Origin of the sequence: Pseudobutyrivibrio xylanivorans, from assembly GCF_010906925.1 — a bacterium.
Taxonomy (GTDB): domain Bacteria; phylum Bacillota; class Clostridia; order Lachnospirales; family Lachnospiraceae; genus Pseudobutyrivibrio.
In genome coordinates this window covers 1-1,527 of the sequence record NZ_VTVE01000009.1, presented here as the reverse complement: position 1 = coordinate 1,527, position 1,527 = coordinate 1, and the positions used below count along the sequence as shown (strand labels likewise).

Below are 1,527 nucleotides of genomic sequence, written 5' to 3'. Positions count from 1 at the left end.
CTGTCATACTCATTTGTGATAGATGTAATTCCCTTTGGATTAATCACATCCTTTATTCTATTTTCACTATCGTATGTAAATCTTCTTGTAGCTTGATCTGGTTCTTTGATCTCTACAAGTCTTCTATCTTCATAGGCATAAAAAACAGACCGGCCTGTCTGGTCAGTCACCTTTTCTATAAGTCCTAGATTTTTTCCATCTTTAAAATAGGAGAATGTTAATGTATTTGAATTCTTTGCTACTACTTTTGATAAAAGTCTTTTTCCTTCAGACTTTTCATAGACTAAAGAAACATTTTCTCCATCATTATCCCCAAAGGCTATCAGATAGCCTCTTACATCATATCTTTCAAACTCTCCGCTATCCTGTCTTAATACATATCCATCTGTCAGCTTTTCAAGGATGCCTGGCTCACCATGCTCTTCCATGTATAGCTGCTTCTTTGCATTTATACATGCAAATGAACCACTACTTCCATCGGGATAATCTATTTTCAACTTGTCATTATCTTCGTATATACGTTTTTCAAAGGAGTGGGTCCAGCCTACTCCAAGGGACTTTTCTGAAATATCCAGTGCATTGTAAAAGCGCTTAAACTCAAGCTTGAATCTTCCGCCCAAAGATATGTCTGTATGCTCATTGATGTAATTACCATTACACATGTTTACAGGGTCATACTTATATACAGCACATCTTGGCTTTACGCCTCTAAGATATGCATCCATATCTGTTACATACTGAACATACTCTTCTAGAGCCTCTCCCTCCAATTCATTGGCTGGATATCTCCATGCAAGGCTCTCTCCTGTTTCATTGTAGGTGGTGATGTCGTAGTATTTACCATCCCCAAGTCCTGCCATGAAGGAGCTGATATTAGCTGTTATTGTGTCATAAATAGTCTTGTAATCACTAGAGGATATATCTGTTTTGTGGGCTGCATCAAAATCCTCTAGAGCCTTTTTTGTCTCAGGCACAAGTCCTGTAAGTCCATTTCTACTAGAGAGCTTTTCCATCTCGTCGTAGTATGGCTGATAGTCTGGCACTGTGTAGGTCCCTACCTCACTACAGGTCTCTGCCAGGCTCTCTGCTAGGCCTTTTATCTTGTCACCAACATCCTGTAAGTTATCTTCTAAACCTACAAAATCAAGCATTACCTGTCTCAGATGCGCTGTGCTTATCCTAGCGGCTGTAGAGGAATCTACATTTTCCTCAAAGGATGTCATTAGGTTTTCCTGTAAATCCTCTAGCTTTTGTATATCATCCACGATATCAATTAAAAGTGGTATCTGCTTTTCTGTAACAAAAGCCTTTGAACTGTCAGCCTCTGGTCCTGTATGCTCCTCGTCATTTGCATAGGATTCAAACGCCTTAATAAGTCCATCGGACATGGACAAAAAGCTATCATATGTTTCCTGACATTTATTAAAATACGAGCGAAGTCTTTGGGTATTCCACTGAATATCCACTTCTCCTCGCTCGATATTTCCACTCGCATCTGCTCGTGCCATAACAATTTCTCCTAACTCA

1 protein-coding gene is annotated in these 1,527 nt (G+C 39.4%); it reads right to left on the bottom strand.

Annotation, left to right across the window (positions count from 1 at the left end):
- On the bottom strand, positions 1 to 1,508 hold a 1,508-nt coding region (locus F0Q01_RS13630), incomplete at its 3' end, for a DUF6531 domain-containing protein (protein WP_163927291.1).
- Positions 1,509 to 1,527: the final 19 nt, after the last annotated feature.